At 68.6% G+C, this 15734-nt stretch carries 12 protein-coding genes; 5 read left to right on the forward strand and 7 right to left on the reverse strand.

The features are described 5' to 3' along the window. Positions 1-15: 15 nt before the first annotated feature. The gene (locus OYT95_RS20260; protein ID WP_112302464.1) at positions 16-1707 is read left to right on the forward strand and encodes an acyl-CoA dehydrogenase family protein; all 1692 of its coding nucleotides are present in this window, start codon (positions 16-18) and stop codon (positions 1705-1707) included. Positions 1708-1750: 43 nt separating this feature from the next. Here OYT95_RS20260 and OYT95_RS20265 read toward each other — a convergent pair whose 3' ends face one another. Continuing rightward, a complete protein-coding gene (locus OYT95_RS20265) occupies positions 1751-2683 on the reverse strand; it encodes a DMT family transporter (protein ID WP_268788801.1) in 933 nt (310 codons plus the stop codon). On the opposite strand from OYT95_RS20265, the gene OYT95_RS20270 reads away from it, so the two are divergent. Beyond that, positions 2682-4091 carry an aminotransferase-like domain-containing protein gene (locus tag OYT95_RS20270; protein ID WP_268788802.1) on the forward strand — a complete coding sequence of 470 codons (1410 nt, stop codon included), beginning with the start codon at positions 2682-2684 and terminating at the stop codon, positions 4089-4091. The genes OYT95_RS20265 and OYT95_RS20270 overlap by 2 nt on opposite strands. Before the next feature lie 18 nt (positions 4092-4109). Here the strand turns inward: OYT95_RS20270 and OYT95_RS20275 are convergent, their stop codons facing one another. The 4 genes from OYT95_RS20275 to OYT95_RS20290 form a co-directional block, all read right to left on the reverse strand. Next, a complete protein-coding gene (locus tag OYT95_RS20275) occupies positions 4110-5423 on the reverse strand; it encodes a PucR family transcriptional regulator (protein ID WP_370181938.1) in 1314 nt (437 codons plus the stop codon). Then, complete coding sequence (locus OYT95_RS20280) at positions 5420-6853, reverse strand: phytoene desaturase family protein (protein WP_268788803.1); 1434 nt, start codon at positions 6851-6853, stop codon at positions 5420-5422. The genes OYT95_RS20275 and OYT95_RS20280 overlap by 4 nt, the downstream gene beginning before the upstream one ends. Beyond that, the gene (locus OYT95_RS20285; protein WP_268788804.1) at positions 6850-8670 is read right to left on the reverse strand and encodes a DUF3556 domain-containing protein; all 1821 of its coding nucleotides are present in this window, start codon (positions 8668-8670) and stop codon (positions 6850-6852) included. Before OYT95_RS20285 ends, OYT95_RS20280 begins: the two co-directional genes overlap by 4 nt. Positions 8671-8734: 64 nt before the next feature. Next, entirely contained in the window at positions 8735-10201 is a 1467-nt protein-coding gene (locus OYT95_RS20290; protein WP_268788805.1) for a class I adenylate-forming enzyme family protein, read from the reverse strand. Positions 10202-10456: 255 nt separating this feature from the next. Here OYT95_RS20290 and OYT95_RS20295 point away from each other — a divergent pair, with 255 nt between their 5' ends. After that, positions 10457-11671, forward strand: a complete 1215-nt coding sequence (locus tag OYT95_RS20295; protein ID WP_268788806.1) for an acetyl-CoA C-acetyltransferase — start codon at positions 10457-10459, stop codon at positions 11669-11671. Positions 11672-11739: 68 nt separating this feature from the next. Here the strand turns inward: OYT95_RS20295 and OYT95_RS20300 are convergent, their stop codons facing one another. Further along, positions 11740-12534, reverse strand: a complete 795-nt coding sequence (locus OYT95_RS20300) for an LLM class F420-dependent oxidoreductase (protein ID WP_037230156.1) — start codon at positions 12532-12534, stop codon at positions 11740-11742. Positions 12535-12938: 404 nt separating this feature from the next. After that, positions 12939-13598 carry a winged helix-turn-helix transcriptional regulator gene (locus tag OYT95_RS20305; RefSeq protein ID WP_037230154.1) on the reverse strand — a complete coding sequence of 220 codons (660 nt, stop codon included), beginning with the start codon at positions 13596-13598 and terminating at the stop codon, positions 12939-12941. Between the two features lie 67 nt (positions 13599-13665). Here OYT95_RS20305 and OYT95_RS20310 point away from each other — a divergent pair, with 67 nt between their 5' ends. Beyond that, entirely contained in the window at positions 13666-15273 is a 1608-nt protein-coding gene (locus OYT95_RS20310) for an MFS transporter (protein ID WP_268788807.1), read from the forward strand. Next, positions 15251-15730, forward strand: coding sequence for a nitroreductase family deazaflavin-dependent oxidoreductase (locus OYT95_RS20315; protein ID WP_112302456.1), 480 nt, complete (start codon positions 15251-15253; stop codon positions 15728-15730). The genes OYT95_RS20310 and OYT95_RS20315 overlap by 23 nt, the downstream gene beginning before the upstream one ends. Positions 15731-15734: the final 4 nt, after the last annotated feature.

A 15734-nucleotide genomic window follows, 5' to 3' on the forward strand; every position in this document is an offset into this window, starting at 1 on the left:
ACGAAAGACAGTGCCATGACTACTTTTTCCGAAACGAACGTCACCCATCCCGCACCCCACCGGACGCACACCGTGCTCAACCAGTCGGTGCCCCGCGCCGATGTCAACGAGTTCACCCTCGACACGGTGCTGGCCGAGGGCGTGCGCCGCCACGACGCCGACTGGGCCACCGGCGAACTCACCGACATCGGCGCACTCGTCGGCAGCGCCACGTTCCAGCACGACGCCGAACTGGCCAACACGATCATCCCCGAACTGAAGACGTTCGACCGCTGGGGCAACCGGATCGACGAGGTCGAATACCACCCGAGCTACCACCGGATCATCTCCGCCGCCGTCGCGCACGGGGCGCACACGTCGGCGTGGGCCGACCCGAAGCCGGGCGCGAACGTCGCGCGCGCAGCGGCATTCATGATGTTCGCGCAGATCGAACCCGGACACTCCTGCCCGATCTCGATGACCAACGCCGTCATCCCCTCCCTCGACCTGCAACCCGACGTCGCCGCGATCTGGAAGCCGCGCGCGCTGTCCCGCAGCTACACTCCCGAACTCGATGCACCCGGCAAGGCGTCCGCGATCTTCGGGATGTCCATGACGGAGAAGCAGGGCGGCTCGGACGTGCGGGCCAACACCACCGTCGCGACACCCGCCGGACGCGGCGGTCCCGGCGCCGACTACCTGCTCACCGGGCACAAGTGGTTCTGCTCCGCGCCGATGTCCGACGCGTTCCTCGTGCTCGCACAGGCGGAAGGTGCGGGCGGCGAGGGTCTCTCGTGCTTCCTGCTGCCGCGCATCCTCCCGGACGGCACTCGCAACGTCTTCCGCATCCAGCGGCTGAAGAACAAGCTGGGCAACAAGTCCAACGCGTCGTCCGAGATCGAACTCGACGGCACCGTCGGCGTCATGGTCGGCGAACCGGGACGCGGCGTCCGCACCATCATTGAAATGGTCGCGCGCACCCGCCTCGACTGCGTGCTCGGCAGCACGTCGGGCATGCGGCAGTCCGTCGCCGAGGCGGTGTGGCACGCCCGGCACCGCTCGGCGTTCGGGAAGGTCCTGGCCGATCAGCCGGCCATGACGTCGGTGCTGGCCGACCTGGCGCTGGAGTCGGAGGCGGCCACCGTCACCGCGCTGCGCCTCGCCCGGGCACACGACGAGGACGCGAACGAGCAGGAACGCAGCTTCCGCCGATTGGCGACCGCGGTCGCGAAGTACTGGATCTGCAAGCGCGGCCCGCACCACGCCTACGAGGCGCTGGAATGCCTGGGCGGCAACGGGTACACCGAGGACTTCCCGCTCGCCCGCCGCTACCGGGAGCAGCCCGTCATGGCCGTGTGGGAGGGGTCGGGCAACGTCATCGCCCTCGACGTCCTGCGCGCGATGACCCGCGAACCCGACAGCGTCGCCGCGTTCGACGCCGAGGTGAACCTGGCCCGCGGCAGCAACGCGCTGCTGGACGACCACCTCGACCGGGTCCGTCGTCAACTCGGCGAACTCGCCGGACTCGACGCTGCGTCCGCCCAGTTGCGTGCCCGCACCGTCGTCGAATCGATGGCCCTCGCACTTCAGGCGTCGCTGCTGACCCGGTTCTCGCCCGCCGCCGTCGCCGATGCATTCATCGACGCCCGCCTCGGCCCCGACCGGACCCACGAATACGGCACTCTCTCCCCGTCCGCCGACCTGCAGGCGATCCTCAGGCGGGCGTAGGCGGCTCCGCCGCCCGTGCGCGGTTGACGAGTCTCTGGACTCCTTAACCGCGCACGGGTGCGGAGCGCCCTCGGGCTCGGACCGCGGTCCCCGCGCACACGACGACGGCTACGCCGCCGAGAACGGTGGCCCAGGTGAGCTGTTCACGCAGCAGCAGGGCCGCCCAGCAAAGGGTGAACACGGGTTGGACCAGTTGGACCTGGCTGACCTGCGCCATCGGCCCGATCGCGAGCCCGCGGTACCAGGCGAAGAAGCCGAGGAACATGCTCACCACGCCCAGGTACGCGAACGCCGCCCACTCGATCTGTGAGGCGGTCGGCGGCTGCCGGACCGCCGAGATGACGGTCAGGGCGATCATCAGCGGCGCGGAGAGCACCAGGGCCCAGGACACCGTCTGCCATGCGCCGAGCTCGCGGGCGAGGAGGCCGCCCTCGGCGTATCCGACAGCGGCGGCCACGACGGCTCCGAACAGCAGCAGGTCCGACCAGTGCAACTGACCAACCCCGCCGCCCTGCATGGATGCGAATAGGACGGACGCCAGGGCACCCACCCCCGCCATGATCCAGAACGACAGCGGTGGACGCTCTTTGCCCCGGAGAACAGCCGTGACTGCCGTCGCCGCCGGCAGCAGCGCGATGACGACGGCACCGTGGCTGGCGGACGCAGTCGTCAGGGCGAAGGACGTGAGAAGCGGGAAGCCGAAGACGATTCCCGCCGCCACCACGGCGAGTCGCATCCACTGCGCACGCTGCGGCAGGTGCTGCCGGGTCATCGTCAGGGCCGCCGCTGCGAGCACCGCCGCGATCACGGCCCGGCCCGAGCCGATGAACAGCGGCGACAATCCGCCCACCGCCACCCGAGTGAACGGCACCGTGAACGAGAACGCCGCCACCCCGAGCAGGCCCCACCAGAGACCGGCACGAGAATGCGATAACACTGGTGCGTGAATTAGAGTAGCGCTACTATCTACCGTCATGGTCAACGATAGCAGTGCGCGCATCGTCGCCGCACTGGGCAAGTGGATCGCCCAGGCGCCACCCGGGGCGCGGCTCCCATCGACCCGCTCGCTGGTCGCCGAATACGCCGCAAGTCCGGTCACCGTGCAGAAGGCCCTGCGCACCCTCACCGCGCAGGGGCTGATCGAGAGCAGGCCCGGCGTCGGGACGTTCGTTCGCGCCGTTCGGACGGCGCGGCCGCTCGACTACGGATGGCAGACCGCGGCTCTGCGATCCCCGCCGAGCCGCCTGCCTTCGCTGTCGACCCCGATGCGCCGAGCACCCAACGACGCGATCGCGTTGCACGCCGGCTATCCGGACCGGGAACTCCTACCGGAGCGCCTGGTCCGGTCGGCGCTGACCCGAGCAGCCCGCAGCGACGTCGCGCTGTCGCCCTCTCCCGCCGCGGGTCTGCCGGAGCTGCAATCGTGGTTCGCCCACGAGCTCGGCAGCTCGACACCGGTCGGCGTCACGCCGCCCACAGCGAGCGACGTCATCGTATTGCCCGGAAGCCAGAGCGGGCTCAGCTCCGTCTTCCGGGCCCTGGTCCCCTTCGGGCAACCGTTGCTGACGGAGTCGCCCACGTACTGGGGCGCGATCCTGGCCGCGGCCCAGGCCGGAGTGCGCGTCGTCCCCGTCCCCAGCGGACCTGACGGCCCCGACCCGGACGAGCTGGCCCGAGCCTTCGAGGAGACCGGCGCGCGTGTGTTCTACGCGCAACCGAACTACGCCAACCCCACCGGCGCACAATGGTCGAACACGTTGGCCGAAAACATATTAGAGGTCGTACGGGCGAACGGGGCCTTCCTCGTCGAAGACGACTGGGCCCACGATTTCGGAATCGACACCAACTCCAACCCCGTCGCCGCGCACGACGACGCCGGCCATGTGGTCTACCTCCGCTCGCTGACCAAGAGCGTGTCGCCGTCCATACGCGTCGCCGCCGTCATCGCCCGCGGTCCGGCCCGGGAACGCATCCTCGCCGACCGCGGAGCCTCCTCGATGTACGTCAGCGGACTCCTCCAGGCCGCGGCACTGGACGTCGTCACCCAGCCCGGGTGGCAGACCCACCTGCGCAATCTCCGGCAACAACTCCGAGCGCGCCGCGACCTGCTCGTCACCAGCCTGCGCGAGCACGTCCCCCGCGCCCACCTCACCAGCGTGCCCAAAGGCGGACTCAACCTGTGGGTGCGTCTGCCCGACGAAACCAACCTCGGACAACTCGTCCGCGACTGCGAAGCGGCAGGAGTGCTCATCGCCCCCGGCGCCGAGTGGTTCCCCGCCGAACCCGCCGGGCCATTCATCCGACTCAACTACTCCGGCACCAACCCCGGCGCCTTCCCCGAAGGCCTACGCGTGATCGGCGACAAACTCGCCCGCAACACCTGAGGCGGCTCCGCGAAGCGCCTACTTCAGCACCGTCGGACCCAGGAACTCGCACACCTGCAGGGCGAGAGCGAGATCCAGCTTGCTGTGCGTGCCGGTGGCGGGGTCGCCGAGTGCCTTGGTGATGCGGTATTTGACGGTGTTGCGGTGCAGGTTCATCTGCTGGGCGGTGTGGAGGTGGCTTTCGCCGGTCGCGAAGTAGGTGCTGAGCGTGGTCCGCAGTGTCGCGGCCTGGTCGGTGTTCTCCGCGAGTGGGCCGAGGACCTCCCACACCCAGGCACGGGTGGAGTCCAGGTTCTCGGCGAGGAGCGAGACGACGGCTACACCGCGGTCGCCGAAGCCGACGATCGGCCGGGCCGGGGTGTTGGGCACGGTGGCGACCGAGTAGGCGGCGCGGGCCTGCTCGTGCGATCGCCGGAATCCCGCGACCCCGGTCGCGGGTAGGCCGATCGCGGTCCGGATTCCCGGGTTCGCGGGCAGGGCCGCGGCGAGTTCGGTGGTGTCGAGGACGGGTTTCCGGCGACCGAAAGGGAGCCAGGCCCACAGTGTTCGGCGGTCGATGGCGGTGACGATGGGTGCGGAGTCGGTGGCGAGGTGGCGGGCGAGGTCCCGCACGTAGTGGTCGAGAGTGTTGAGGCTCGCCTCGGTGTCGGGACCGGTGGACCACAGGATCATCGCGACGTGCGTCTGCTCGAGCCGGTAGTGCGTCTCGGCCTCGAATGCGGACCCGTCGTTGCCCGTTCCGGTGAGGAGGGTGTGGATGGTCGACGAGTGGACGTTGCCGCGGGCACCCAGCCATCGCCGTCGTTCCTGCTCGTAGGCGTCGAACACGTACAGCGTGATCCAGTCGATGTAGCTGTACACGACCTCCGAAATGTGTTTGAGCACAGCGAGGGTCAGCGGTCCGGACAATTGGAGGGAGCTGACCTCGTCGTAGCAGATCTTGATCAGGTCGTCCTGGCCCATGTGGTACGCGCGGACCAGCGAGTTCGACGACACGTCGCGTTGCGCCAGCCGCAGCGCGTACTCCACGGCGGCCGTGGTGGGCTGCAGGTGATCGACGGGAATGTCGTTGGCGAGGACGTGCACGATCGTCGAGACGTTGCCGTTCACGCTGGCCTCGAGCAGTTCGACGAGTTGCGGGTCTTCGTCGAGTTGGTCGATCTCGTGCGCGAGCAGCGCGCTCATCGTGCGGGTGATCTCCGCCTGCCGCGCATCGAGTTTCCGGGCGATGCCTGCGACGATGTCGAGGACCTCGGCCTCCGCCATCGCGGGCACCCGCGCCATGCGGCGCCTGGCACCGGCGCCGCGGTCGCCGGGGGCGGGACTGCTCACAGCACGTCCCCTCCGCCTCGTCGCAGAAAGCGCAGGGCCGATTGCGCCGCATTGTACCCACACATGCCGTGTGCCCCGGCGCCGGGCGGCGTCGATGCCGAGCACAGGTAGGTGCCGGGGATCCCGGTGCTGTACGGGTCGAGGGCGATGCGCGGCCGCAGCACCACCTGCGTCTCGGTGTTGGCCCCGCCGATGATGTCACCGCCGACGTAATTGGGATTCGACGCGGCCAGGCGCGCCGGTCCGCTGCTGACCGTGGCGACGATGCGGTCCCGGAACCCGGGCGCGAATCGTTCGATCTGCGCGGTGATCGCCTCCGTCGCGTCTCCCGTGTAGCCGTGCGGGACATGGGCGTACGCGTACAGCGGATGCAGATTTCCGTTCGATCGTCCGGGGTCGGCGACATACTGCTGGCCGACGAGGACGAACGGCCGCTGCGGCATCCGCCCGGATGCGATGTCGCGTTCGGCGGCGGCGATCTCGGCGAAAGTGCCACCCAGGTGGACGGTCCCGGCGCGTCCGCAGTCGGGATCGGTCCACGGCACCCCGCCCTCGATCGCGAAGTCGACCTTGAACGCGGCGGGCGCGTGCTTGAACCGCCGGTACGCGCGGGCCACCCGGTCGGGCAGGCGAGCGCCCAGGATGCCGAGCGCGGCGGACGGCGCGACGTCCAGCAGGACGACGTCGGCGGTCGGGAGTTCGTTCCACTCGCGGACGTGGACACCGGTCGTGATCTTGCCGCCCCGGTCGGTGAGCATGGCCGCCAGTGCACCGGTGATCGACTGCGATCCGCCCTCGGCGACCGGCCAGCCGTATCGGTGACCGGCGGCGATGATCATCATGCCGACCGCCGATGTCGCGGGGCGGTCCAAGCGGTAATAGGCGTGCGCGGCGGCACCGCCGAACAGTGCGCGGGCCTTGTCGGTGCGCCACCAGCGGGCCGTGACGGCGGCAGGCAGGAGGGCTCGGGGCCCGAAGCTCGCGAGCTTCAGCGGGTGCCGGGGCACGTTCGCGATCGGACGCATCAGGTCGGCGGCGAGGTCGTCGAAGCCGTCGGCGAGCCCGCCGAACATGCGCTGCCAGCGCCCGCCGTCCTCGCCGAGTCCGGCGGCGGTGGCCGCGACCGACCGGTGCAGCAACCCCGCCTCACCGGAGTCGAGGGGGTGGGCGCAGTCGATCTCCGGCCACTTCCACGTCAAGCCGTATCGGCCGAGGTCGAGGGTCTGCAGATATGGCGATCCGGCGCCCATCGGGTGGAACGCCGAGCACTCGTCGTGCAGCAGGCCGGGGACGGTGAGTTCGCCGGAGCGGGTGCCGCCGCCGATGGTGTCGGCGGCCTCGAGGACCTGGACGTCGACGCTGTGCCGGGCGAGGTGGACCGCGGCAGCGAGCCCGTTGGGCCCGCTGCCGACGACGACTGCCGTGGTCACGGCCGCACCACCAGATCTGTCTCCTGCATCTTCGCCTCCCGCGTTCGCACGTTCGAGCCGTCACGTTCCAGTGTCCACTGCACGTCGAACGGAATGGGACCGTTCGGCAGCCACGGCTGCTCGTCGATCGCGTCGGATACCTTGTACGTTCCCCGCTCGATGACACCGAGAGCCGCGTCGATCACCTTGTACTGCTGAGTGCCCTTGTGGATGGGCTGCGATTCGATCCAGGCGACGACGAACTCGCCGGGCGCGAAGTTGCAGCGCCGCTGGAGTGCGGCGATCAGGAACTCGTTGTGCAGATGGCCGTCACCGAAGTTGAACGCCACCAGCGAGTTGCAGCTGAACTCGGCCTCGCGCAGCGAGTAGGTGTCGATGTCGTCGCCGAGGTGGCGCATCATCAGCGAGAACAACGCCCGCCCCTGGCTGTGCATCGACCGCCAGCCGAGCAACTGGTGCATCACCACGTCCGCGACCTCGGGCGGGTAGGTGGCCAGCAGCTGGGTGCGCGTGTTCTTGGTGGGACGGATGATGTGCTCGTCGAGCTTCTCCTCGGCGCCCGGGGCGAAGGCCCAGGTGGCGGACGCCCAGTTGCCGGCGTACTGACGCATCGAGGGCAGGAACGAGACGAGGTCGGGGCGCAGGTTGCCGAGGATCGGGAAGAACACCAGGGCGGCGACGATCACCGCGGTCAGCCACACCGAGGACATGTCGGCGACGCCGTACCCGTCCCAGGCGGGGAATCCGAGGAACAGGAAGATCGACGCGTAGGCGAACAGCAGGTTCCACTCGAGCGGCACCGCCAGCGGGAACGTGGACAGGATGAACAGGTGGAACGCCACCATCAACGCAACCGCGAGCAGGGTCAGCGTGCGGTTGGTGGAGAACAGCAGCACCAGCGGGGTCACCACTTCCACGACCGTCCCGAGTACGTGGGCGACACCACCGGCGACGATCGACGGCCGCAGGTCCTCGGGGAAGTTGCGGTAGTGGGCGCGCTTGATCTTCTTGAACGGCATCCACGGGGTGTTGGACAGCATCGGCGGCACCACCATCGAGAAGTGGTGGCCGAGCTTGGAGACGCCCGCCCCGACCCACACCGAGACGATCAGCAGCTTCAGCGCGATGATCATGTCCACGAACGGAAGGACCCCGAAGAAGACGATCGCGGGCAGGTACTGCTCGCTGCGGGCCGCGATGAAGATGACCTTGTCGCGCAGACCGATCAGCACCAGCAGCGCGATGAGGGGAAACAGCACGGCGGGGCGGACGAGTCCGGAGTTGTCGGTGATGGCCGCGTCGATCGACGACGTGTGTACTCCCGGAAGTATCAGCGCCACAATGATGTTGAGCAGTAACGCCGCGTAGATCAGGACGTCGCCGACGGTACGGGTGTCGCCCGAGGTGAACGGCACCTTCCCCGGCCACGGTGGGAGCCTGATGGTCCCGGGGCGCAGCCAGTACAGGATGCCGCCGGTCATCGGCTTGAAGTGGCCGGCGAGCGGACCCCACGAACCGGCGAGACCCACCGATTCGAGCAGCATCGTCCACAGGATCAGCTTCTGGTAGACGATCGGCTGGTTCCACCAGGCGCCGACGTCGAGGACGTTCAGGCCGGACGTGAACGTCGCGAGCGACAGCCCGATACCGAGGTAGAGGACGATCAGTTTCAGAATGTAGATGGTGTGCACCATCTTCGGGGTTCCGAAGCCGTAGTCGACCCAATGGGTCGACATGGCGCGCAGGCGGTCGCGGAACGGAAGGTCGAGGAAGGTGGCGGGGTCGACTTCGGGGAAGTTCCCGGTCTTGAATCCCATGGGAGGCTCCTGAGGGTAGGGGGCATCGCCTCGGGTGCGTCCCGAGGTGTGGAGTTCTACTGGATCAGCTGACGGCGGCAGGCCGATGCCGGCTCCGCAGTCCCGGCTTGTCGATCTTGCCGACGGGGTTGCGGGGCAGCGCGTCGACGATGTGAATGGCAACCGGCAGTTTGACTTTCGTGAGTCGGCTTGTCAGGTGCTCGGCCAGGACGTCGTGGGTGACGGTGGTGTCCGGGTACGTGACCACGTACGCGACCGGCACCTCGCCGTACACGTCGTGCGGGGCTCCGATCACGGCTGCCTCGAGGACGTCGTCGTGCGTGGCGAGGGCGTTCTCGATCTCCTTGGGGTAAATGTTCTCCCCGCCGCGGATGATCATGTCCTTGATGCGGTCGACGAGGGTGAGGTAGCCGTCCTCGTCGAGTCGGCCGACGTCGCCGGTGTGCAACCAGCCGTCGACGACGGTGCGTTCCGTTTCCTCGGGGCGGCCGAGGTAACCGCGCATCACGTTCGCGCCCCGGATCACCACCTCGCCGACCGTCCCCGCCGGGACCGGTGTCCCGGACTCGTCGACGATCGCGATGGTCTGACCCGGCAGCGCGGGGCCGACGGTGCCCGGTTTGCGAACACCGGCAGGCGGATTGCACGCGGACGCGCACGTGCCCTCGGTCAGCCCGTAGCCCTCGACGATGACGAGTCCGAAACGCTGTTCGGCGCGGTCGAGGAGTTCCTTCGAGATCGGGGCGGCCCCGCAGACCGCGAAGCGCAGCGAGGAGGTGTCGCCGACGGTGTCCTGCGAGACCAGAAGGGCGTAGATGGTCGGTACCGCGGAGAAGTACGTCGGGCGCAGGCGGGCGACGTCGCCGAAGAACCGCGCCGGCGAGAAACGTCCGGTGACGCTCAACTGGCCGCCGGCGAGTATCGGGGCCAGGAAGCTGACGCAGATCGCGTTGACATGGAACAGCGGCAGGATCAGGAGGCAGTGGTCGTCGGCGGTCAACGAGAAGTGCTGCACCATCGACGCACTCATGAACTGCAGGTTGTCGTGGGTGAGCATGACGCCCTTGGGGCGACCGGTCGACCCGGACGTGTAGATCAGCAGGGCGAGGTCGTCTCCGCCGGCGGTGATGCCCGGTTCCCAGGCGGGATCGGGGATGGTGGCCATGTCGTCGACGGCGATCGCCGGACGGCCGCCGGTCGGTGCGTCGGGTCCCTCATTGACGACGAGAACCGCTGTGGCGTCGTCGATCTGATAGTCCGCCTCGCTCGCGGTGAAAGTGGGATTGACCGGCGTCGCGGCCGCACCGATTCGCCAGGCAGCCATCAGGGCGATGAGCAGTTCCGCCCGGTTCGGCAGCATGATCGCGACGACGTCGCCCCGTCCGACACCGTTCTCGGACAGCTGCGCGGCGAAGGCATCGACCCGGTCCGCGAACTGCCGGTACGTCAGTTCGAGTCGGTCATCGCGCAGGCACGGCGCGTCCGAACGCTCTGTGGCGAGGTTCCAAGCGAAATAGCCGATGTGCGACACGATTTCGTCCGCCCTTTCGTTGTGGTGTGATCCACAACACTATCGACGGGTTTTCGTGCAAGAAACGGCCTCGGGGGCTCGAGTTCGGGCGGTTCGTTGTCGGTTGAGCACAATCGCGACCCCCCGGGGGTTGACACCGCGCCGCGGGCGTGGTCAATATATGCAAACGCTTAGAAAATAAGCACATGCTTAGAACTGAGGGGCTGCAGGTCCGCACCGACTGCCGTCCACCACGTCAATCGGTAGGAGTTACTCATGCCCGAGGCCGTCATCGTCTCCATCGCCCGTTCCCCGATCGGTCGCGCCATGAAGGGATCGCTCAAGGGCATGCGCCCCGACGACCTCGCCGCGCAGATGGTCCAGGCGGCACTCGACAAGGTGCCCGCGCTCGACCCCACCGACATCAACGACCTCATCCTGGGCTGCGGCCTGCCCGGCGGCGAGCAGGGCTTCAACATGGGCCGCAACGTCGCGGTCCAGCTCGGCTACGACTTCATCCCCGGCACCACCATCACCCGGTACTGTTCGTCGTCGCTGCAGACCACCCGCATGGCCCTGCACGCCATCAAGGCCGGTGAGGGCGACGTCTTCATCTCCGCCGGCGTCGAGACCGTCTCCCGGTTCACCGCGGGCAACTCCGACTCGCTGCCCGACACCCAGAATCCGCTGTACGCCGATGCGCAGACCCGCACCGAGAAGCTCGCCCAGGGCGGCCAGGGGTGGGTCGACCCGCGGCAGGAGGGGCTGGTCCCCGACACCTACATCGCGATGGGCCAGACCGCGGAGAACGTCGCGCAGATCACCGGCATCACCCGCGAGGAGCAGGACCGCTGGGCGGTGCGCTCGCAGAACCGCGCCGAGGAGGCCATCGGCAACGGTTTCTTCGAACGCGAGATCACCCCGGTGACCCTGCCCGACGGCACCGTCGTGACGAAGGACGACGGCCCCCGCGCCGGCACCACCTACGAGGCGGTCAGCCAGCTGAGGCCGGTGTTCCGTCCGGACGGCACCGTCACCGCCGGCAACGCGTGCCCGCTCAACGACGGCGCCGCCGCCCTGGTGATCATGTCCGACACCAAGGCCAAGGAGCTGGGACTGACCCCGCTGGCCCGGATCGTGTCCACCGGGGTGTCCGGTTTGTCGCCGGAGATCATGGGGCTGGGCCCGATCGAGGCGTCCAAGCGTGCCCTGGCGATCGCGGGCCTGGGCATCTCCGACATCGACCTCGTCGAGATCAACGAGGCGTTCGCGGTGCAGGTGATCGGGTCGGCGCGGGAGTTGGGCATCGACGAGGACAAGCTCAACGTCTCCGGCGGTGCCATCGCCCTCGGCCACCCGTTCGGCATGACCGGTGCCCGGATCACCGCCACCCTGCTGAACAACCTGACCACCCACGACAAGCAGTTCGGCCTCGAAACCATGTGCGTCGGAGGCGGACAGGGCATGGCGATGGTGCTCGAGCGGCTGTAGGCGGCTCCGCCGCCCGTGCGTGGTTGACGAGTCTCTGGACTCGTCAACCACGCACGGGTGCGAAGCACCTAGGCCAGGCCCGACAGCGGCGGCGGGGTGTTCTCGTCCCGCCAGGCGATGGCCTCCTTCAGGGTGCCGAGGTCGTAGTCCGGACCGCCCACACCCACGGTGAAGAGGGTGACGCCGGCGTCGACGTGGGCTGCCGCGTCGTCGACACCCGGCCACGACGTGGAGTGCTGGATGCTGTCGGGGCTGCGCCCGGCATCCCGTGCGTACCCGGCGAGGATCCCCGACTTGCGTTTGTACGTGTCCATGTCGCTGAAGCTGTGCCAGATATCGCCGTATTGACCGACCAGCGGCAGCGTCTTCTTCTCGCCGCCACCGCCGATGAGGATCGGAATGTGCCGGGTGGGTGCGGGTTCCAGCTTGCCGAACCGCGCGGTGATCCGCGGAAGGTATTCGGCGAGCAGGTTCAGCCGCGACCCCGCGGTGCCGAATTCGTAGCCGTACTCGTCGTAGTCGCGCTCGAACCAGCCCGAGCCGATGCCCAGGATCAGCCGTCCGCCGCTGATGTGGTCGACGGTCCGGGCCATGTCGGCGAGGAGGTCCGGATTCCGGTAGCCGGCGCACGTGACGAGGGCGCCGATCTCCACCCGTTCCGTCTGCTCGGCGAACGCCCCGAGCATCGTCCAGCACTCGAAGTGCGCGCCGGCCGGGTCGCCGTACAGCGGATAGAAGTGATCCCAGTTGAAGACGATGTCGACGCCGGCGTCCTCGGCCCGCAGCACCGCGTCGCGGATCATCCCGTAGTCGGGCGCGTGCTGCGGCTGAAGTTGGACACCGATGCGAACTGGACGAGTCATTCGTGGCTCCTCGGATGAGTACGGAGACCCTGCGTGCAGGGCCCGTGCGTGCAAGTCCCTCCCTGAACCATATTGCTCGCCCGCGCCGAGTGCGGCTACTACGGCCGTGACCCGTGCACAGCATGAATTCACCTCCGAACCCGAGGAGAGGTTCGTTCGACCATGAGGGCTGTGTCCGCCGGCTGGGTGTCCGCACGCGGACGAGGTGATTCCCGTCGAGGTGCACACGCGCCTCGCCGCCGACCTGATGGCGCCCGACATTCCGCTGGACGAGTTGAAAGGCCTGCGACCTGCTCTTCTTTGCGAAGTTCGGTGCAGTGCGGGCGAACATCGGTGAAGCGAGCGGCGTCGACGTGGATCCGGGCACGATGCGCTGGGCCCGCGGATCGGACGGGTGTTGCGGCTCAGGTCAACTCGGGCAGCAGGTCGAGGAAGCGCCGTACCGCTGCCCGGTCGCCGTCGACGGTGGCGTCGCCGGCGTCTACGGCCTCGTCCAGGTCGCGGCCGTAGAACGCCATGGACGTGAAGACGGTGGATTCGGTGGTCACCACCGCATCGGGATCGGTGGCGGCGCCGCGCTCGATGACGAGACCGTCGGTGGTGTCGATTCGGATGACGTCTCCCCTCCCGAGTCGAAGTTCGAGGCGCACCTGCACGTCGCCGAGCGGGGTGTCCTCCAGCATGGTCCGCATCGACAGCACGGTGGTCTCGTTGCTGACCTGCGCGCCGTGCGGCATGGTGGGCGAGCGCACTCCCCAGCGTCCCAGCGCCCGGAGCACCGGCTCGAGTTCGAGCCCCCATTCGGTCAGTTCGTAGACCTGCGCCCGCGTCGGAGGTCCGAGGGTGACCCTGCGGACGACGCCCGCGTCCTCGAGGTCGCGCAGTCGTTGCGACAGCACATTCGCGCTCGCGCCCAGTACGCCAGTGCGGAGGTCGGTGAAGCGCTTGGGCCCGAGCATCAGTTCGCGGACCACGATCAGCGACCACCGCTCCCCGACCAGGTCGAGTGCGTGGGCGGCGGCGCAGCCGTCGTCGTAGGAGCCGTAGGTACGTCGGGACGCCATACCTGATGGTACCAAATCACGACTAAGTGGTTGTGTTTTAGGACCACGCCTGGTTACGGTGGCTCTCATGAGCGAATCGACCGATCCCTCACCAACCCGGACCGCCACCGCAGGCACTCGCGAATGGGCCGGTCTCGCGGTCCTCGGCCTCGCCTCCCTGCTCGTGTCCATCGACGTGTTCGTGCTGCTGCTCGCCCTGCCCAGCCTGAGTCGGGATCTCGACGCCAGTGCCACCGAGCAGTTGTGGATCATGGACATCTACGGATTCCTGCTCGTCGGCTTCATGCTGACCGCAGGCACGCTCGGTGACCGGATCGGGCGCCGCACCCTGCTGCTTCTCGGCGGCGCGGGGTTCGCGGCCGCGTCGGTGGTTGCCGCCTTTTCCACGAGCCCGGAGATGCTCATCGCCGCACGCGCGCTGCTCGGCATCGCCGGTGCCACGCTGGCGCCGTCGACTCTCGGCCTGATCAGCACGATGTTCCGCGACGCCCGGCAACGGTCGGTGGCGATCGGGCTGTGGATGATCGGGTTCATGGGCGGTGCCGCCGCCGGACCCGTCGTCGGCGGTTTCATGCTCGAGCACTTCTGGTGGGGTTCGGTGTTCCTCCTCGGCGTGCCGGCGATGGTCCTGCTGCTCGTCCTCGGGCCGATTCTGCTTCCCGAGGAACGCGATCCGGCCGCGGGTCGCGTCGACCTGACCAGTGTCGCCCTGTCGCTCGCCGCCATCCTGCCCGCGGTGTTCGGGCTGAAGGAGTTCGCAACCCACGGCTGGGCCGCGACATCCGGTCTCGCCGTGGTCGTGGGCGCCGCATTCGGGTGGGTCTTCGTGCGCAGGCAGCAACGCCTGGACGACCCGCTCGTCGATCTGAGTCTCTTCCGCAACCGGGCGTTCACGACCGTCGTGATCAGCATGATGCTCGTGACCGTCATCGGCTCGCTGATGTTCTTCACCGCGCAGTTCCTGCAACTCGTCGCCGGTCTCACGCCGCTGCAGGCGGGATTCGCGATGCTACCGGCGGCGCTCGCGGCGATCGTCAGTTTCGGCGGAGCCCCGATACTCGCGCAACACATCCGGCCGGTGTTCGCGATCTCCGGCGGCATGCTGGTCGCCGCGGCGGGTTGCTTCCTCTACACGCTCGCGGACGCAGACGGTGGACTGGTCGCGATCATCGCGGGCCTGGCCGTCATGAACCTCGGTTGCGGACCGCTGGTCACGCTCGGCACCGGGATCGTCGTGGGTTCGGTGCCCAGTGCCAAAGCCGGTTCGGCTGCCGCCATGTCCGAGACGAGCGCCGAGTTCGGGTACGCCATCGGGCTCGCCGTGGTGGGTAGCCTCGGCGCGCTCGTGTACCGCACCCAGCTGTCGATCGCCCCGGATGTTCCCGACGACCTTGCCGACGGGGCACGCGAAAGCCTCGCCGGCGCCGCGACTTCGGCGGCACAACTCGGGCCCGATGGCGCCGCGCTGCTCGACTCCGCCCGCGAGGCCTTCACCACCAGCGTGCACGTCGTCGGATGGGTCGCCGCCGCGATCGCGCTGCTGGTCGCCGTCGTCGACGCCGTGTACTTCCGGCATCTTCCGCCCATCGTTTCCGAAACGGACGCGGCCGCATCACCACCCGACCACGCGGCGGACGTGGAAGACTGGGTGTGTGAAGGTCACGCAGAGGCCTGACCCGCCCACCGGCATCCGGCGGGCGTTCTTTCGCGCCCCCATCTACCTCTACCGCTTCCATCTCGGGTCGCTGCTCGGCGGTCGATTCCTGCTTCTCGAACACGTCGGACGCAAGACCGGCGCCCGGCGGCAGGTCGTGCTCGAGGTGGTCAACCACGACGCCGTCGGCGACGGGTACGTGCTGGCCGCCGGGTTCGGACCCAAGTCCGATTGGTACCGGAACCTGCGGGCGCAGCCGCACGCGAACATCCAGGTGGGCCGTCGGCGACTGCCTGTGACAGCCGAATTCCTCGATCCGGAGACCGGTGCGGACTTCATGGCGCACTACGCGGCGGAGCATCCGAAACTCGGAATGCGGATCGCCCGGGGCATGGGCTTCGACGTCGACGGCAGCGCGTCCGACTTCCGGGCGGCGGGCCGTGAGATCCGTTTCGTCAGGCTGCGAACCCGGGCCTGAGGTC

The sequence above is a fragment of the Rhodococcus sp. JS3073 genome (assembly GCF_026810085.1).
In the GTDB taxonomy this organism is placed as follows: domain Bacteria; phylum Actinomycetota; class Actinomycetes; order Mycobacteriales; family Mycobacteriaceae; genus Rhodococcus_F; species Rhodococcus_F wratislaviensis.